The 4,161-nt window shown below is 72.5% G+C and carries 5 protein-coding genes; all 5 read left to right on the top strand.

Going from position 1 to position 4,161, the window contains the following annotated elements:
- On the top strand, positions 1-763 hold a 763-nt coding region (locus HW445_RS20660), incomplete at its 5' end, for a DUF2252 family protein (RefSeq protein WP_180222470.1).
- Positions 764-853: 90 nt separating this feature from the next.
- Positions 854-1,690, top strand: a complete 837-nt coding sequence (locus HW445_RS20655; RefSeq protein WP_180222469.1) for a hypothetical protein — start codon at positions 854-856, stop codon at positions 1,688-1,690.
- A 123-nt stretch (positions 1,691-1,813) separates the two neighbouring features.
- Positions 1,814-2,143, top strand: coding sequence for a rhodanese-like domain-containing protein (locus HW445_RS20650; RefSeq protein WP_180222471.1), 330 nt, complete (start codon positions 1,814-1,816; stop codon positions 2,141-2,143).
- A gap of 203 nt (positions 2,144-2,346) precedes the next feature.
- Positions 2,347-3,027 (top strand): DUF5819 family protein, encoded by a 681-nt coding sequence (locus tag HW445_RS20645; protein ID WP_257231191.1) that lies wholly within the window; start codon positions 2,347-2,349, stop codon positions 3,025-3,027.
- Positions 3,024-4,161: HTTM domain-containing protein (locus HW445_RS20640; RefSeq protein WP_180222467.1), on the top strand; the 1,138-nt coding region annotated here is incomplete at its 3' end. The genes HW445_RS20645 and HW445_RS20640, both read left to right, overlap by 4 nt.

The following is a 4,161-nucleotide window of genomic DNA, read 5'->3' as shown; positions in this document are numbered from 1 at the left end:
GGAGCGGGTGGCCGCCAAGGCGCGGTCCAACACCAGCGGGCGGTTCGCCGCCAGGTCCACGGAGGCCGCGCCGGACGGCGGGCGGCGCTTCGTGGAGGCACTTCCGGTGCTGCGGCGGGTGCCGGACGCGGAGGCCGCCGCGGTGGCGCTCTCCCTGGAGGGCTGGACCGCCACGCTGCCCGAGGACCGGCTGCCGTTGCTCGCCCGGTACGCGGTGCACGACGTCGCGTTCCGGGTGGTGGGCACCGGCAGCGTCGGCACCCGGTCCTACGTGGTGCTGCTGCTGGACCACCGCGGGGAGCCGCTGGTCCTCCAGGTGAAGGAGGCCCGCCCCTCGGCGCTGCTGCCGCACCTGGCGGCGGCCGGGACGGCCACGCCGCCGGTGGAGCACGAGGGCCGCCGGGTGGTGCTGGGGCAGCGGCACATGCAGGTGGTCAGCGACTTCCTGCTCGGCTGGACGACGGTCGAGGGGCGGCACTACCAGGTGCGCCAGTTCCGCAACCGCAAGGGCAGCGTGGACGCCACCTCGCTGACCGCCGGACAGATCGACGACTACGCCCGGATGACCGGCGCCCTGCTGGCCCGCGCGCACAGCCACAGTGCCGACCCGCGGATGCTGGCCGGGTACTGCGGGAAGAACGGGGAGCTGGACGAGGCGGTGGCCTCGTTCGCGGTGGCCTACGCCGACCGCACCGAGGCCGACCACGCGGACCTGGTGGCCGCGGTGCGGTCCGGGCGGATCGCGGCCGAGACGGAGGACTGAGCGGGCCGGCTGAGCGGGGCCGTTCGGGCCGGGCGTGAGCGCGATCACCTTGGACGGCACGGGACTTGGCAGGTGGCCTACGCTGGGCGGATGACCACCCCGGAAGCTGACCGGACTCCGCCCGAGCCCGCGGAGGGAGCCGGCGGAGCCGCTCCCCGTCCCGAGGAGCGTCTGGAGCGCGCCGTCATGGCCGCCGAGAAGGCGCTGATCGAGTACGAGATCGCCGTGGAGACGTTCCGCGTCGAGATCGAGAACTTCTCCCGGCTCCACGAACAGCGGCTCGGCCCGCTGTACGCGCGGCTGGAGGAGCTGGACGCCCTGATCGCCGAGGCCCGTGCGGCCCGTACCGGCGACCCGGAGGACGTGCGTCTGGCCCAGGAGGCCCGCGCGCGCGTGACGCCGATACCCGGTGTCGAGGAACTGCTGAGCGGCTGGATGGACGGGCAGGGGCTGTTCCCCGAGTCCGTGGCGATGCTCACCGACCAGAGCGTGCAGCCGCCGCCGCGGGTCCGCCCGGGTGAGGAGGCCCGCCGGCTCTACCGGGAGCTGGTCCGCAAGGCCCACCCGGACCTCGCCCAGGACGAGGGCGAGCGCAAGCGGCGTGACGAGTTCATCTCCCGGGTGAACGCGGCCTACTCCCGGGGGGACGAGAAGCGGCTGCTCGCGCTCCAGGAGGAATGGGCGGCGGGTCCGGTCGTCAAGCGCCGCGCGACGCCCGCCGACGAGCTGTACGACCGTCTCGAGTGGCTCGCGGCCCGCAAGGAGCTGCTGACCGAGCTGGCGGCGAAGCTGGAGGAGAGCGCCATCGCCTCCATGCTGCGGCTGGCGCCGGACGACCCGGACGGGCTGCTGGAGGACATCGCCCGGCAGCTCACCGGTGACATCACCGAGCGCGAGGCCCGGCTGATGGAGCTGCACCAGCCGTAGCGGTGGCGATGGCGTGGCTGCGGCGGTGACGTGGCGGTGGCTGTGACGCAGCAGGGGCCGCGAGCGTAGCCGTGGTGCGGGTGGTGGTCCGGTAGCGTCGGTGGCATGAACTTTGGAGCTGGTGTGCCCACGGTCCAGGTCACGGACCTCAAGGACGGCGACTTCCTGCTGGACGTCCGGGAGGACGACGAGTGGCGGGCGGGTCACGCCGCCGGCGCGCTGCACATCCCGATGAGCGGGTTCGTGGCCCGCTACGGCGAGTTCACCGAGGCCGCGCCGCAGGACGGCCGGGTGAACGTCATCTGCCGCTCCGGCGCGCGGTCCGCGCAGGTCACCGTGTACCTGGCGCAGCAGGGCATCGACGCCGTGAACGTGGCGGGCGGCATGGGTGCCTGGGCGGCCGCGGGCAGGCCGGTCGTCGACGACGAGGGCAAGCCGGGGCAGGTCGTCTGAGACCCGTTTCCGGTGCCGCGTACCGCGGTGCCGGTCACCAGGCCGCACCCCTTCGGGTCGCCCGCGGAACGTAGGGTGTCAACCGCTGTGGAAGACCTGGGCGCCCCGTCGTCCGCACCCCTGTTGTCCACAGGGGTGTCCCGGGGCCGCCGTTACTCAGTACGGTGCGTGCGAACGACCGGGACGGGGGAGACGGGGCGCGAATGGAAACACACCAGAACGGGCCTCCGCCCGAGGAGACGAACCCCCCGACCGGTGTGGCGGCGCTCGGTCTGCCCGGCCGGATCGCGGCGGCGGTGGCGCTCGCGGCGGTCGCGGCCCTCGCCTGTGCGCACCTCGGCATGGTGTTCCTGCACGTCGCGCCGTCGAACACGCTCAGCAAGCGGCACGCGGAGGCTGTGGACAGCTGGGTCTACCCCGAGTTCGAGCAGAACTGGAAGCTCTTCGCCCCGAACCCGCTCCAGCAGAACATCGCCGTGCAGGTCCGGGCGGAGATACGGACGGGGGACGGGGAGGTACGGACGGTGGACTGGACCGATCTCTCCGCCGAGGACGGCCGCGCCATCGACGGCAACCCGGCCCCCAGCCACACCCAGCAGAACGAACTCCGTCGTGCCTGGGACTTCTACGTCTCCTCGCACGACGACGACAACCGCGCGGTCGGTCCCCGCGGCCGGCTGGCGGAGGAGTACCTGCGGCGCATCGTGGTGATGCGGCTCGGCCGCACCTACGGGGCCGAGGTGGACCGGATACAGATCCGCTCCCGGACCCTTCAGGTGGCGCCGCCGGTCTGGAGCGGTGAGAAGACGGAGTCCGAGCCCCGCTACCGGGTCCTGCCCTGGTGGAACGTGTCCGCGGACGACGTCCCGGGAGGCAGCCTGTGAACCGTCCGGACCTCGCCCTCGGCAAGCTGGCCTCCCGGGTCACCGACGCCGCGCTCGGCCCGTACCAGAGCGCGGTCATACGCATAGGCTTCGCGGCCACCTGGCTGCTCTTCCTGCTGCGGGAGTTCCCGCACCGCCACGAGCTGTACGGGCCCGACGGCCCGTGGAGCTGGGAGCTCGGCAACCGGCTGATCGCGGACAACGGCGCCTTCACGGTGCTGCTGTGGACCGACTCGGAACTCTGGTTCGAGGCCGTCTACCTCTTCGCCGTCCTGGCGAGCCTGCTGCTCGCGCTGGGCTGGCGCACCCGGGCCATGTCGGTCTTCTTCATGGTGGGTGTGCTCTCCCTGCAGAACCGCAGTGTCTTCATGGGCGACGGCGGTGACAACGTCGTGCACCTGATGGCGGTCTACCTGGTCTTCACCCGGTGCGGCCGGGTCTGGTCGCTGGACGCGCGCCGGGCACGTCGTCACCAGGCCGCCCGGCGTGACGAGGGCGCGGGGCGTGAGGATGCGGGGGCCGGGGGTCTCCCGGGCAGGCGTCCTGCCGGCCTGGGCGGGCCCGTGCTGTGGGGCGTGTCCGGTCTGGTGCTGGTGCCGGCGACGCTGCTGGGTCTGCTGGACGGTGATCCGTTCGTCCCCTGGTTGCTGTGGGTGATGTGGATCGCCCTGGGCGCCTGGGGGGTCGTCGAGCGGGCCGCACCGCGTTCCCAGGTGCGCGCGCTGTTCGACGTGGTGGGCAACATCGTGCACAACGCGGCGCTGCTGGTCATCATGGCCGAGGCGTGCCTGATCTACGCCACGGCGGGCTGGTACAAGATCCAGGGATCGCGCTGGCAGGACGGCACCGCGCTGCACTACCCCCTCCACCTGGACTACTTCTCGCCCTGGCCGGCGCTGGCCGACCTGCTCGCCGCCAACGGCACGCTGGTCATGCTGATCACCTACGGCACGGTCGCGGTGCAGGTCGCGTTCCCGTTCACGCTGTTCAACCGCCGGGTGAAGAACGTGCTGCTGGCGGCGATGATCACCGAGCACGTGGCGATCGCGGTGGTGCTCGGCCTGCCGTTCTTCTCGCTGGCGATGATCGTGGCCGACTCGGTGTTCCTGCCGACGACGTTCCTCCGCCGCGTGG

The organism is Streptomyces sp. UH6 (genome assembly GCF_013421635.1).
GTDB lineage: Bacteria > Actinomycetota > Actinomycetes > Streptomycetales > Streptomycetaceae > Streptomyces > Streptomyces abyssomicinicus.
This window is presented reverse-complemented; position numbering and strand designations above follow the sequence as displayed.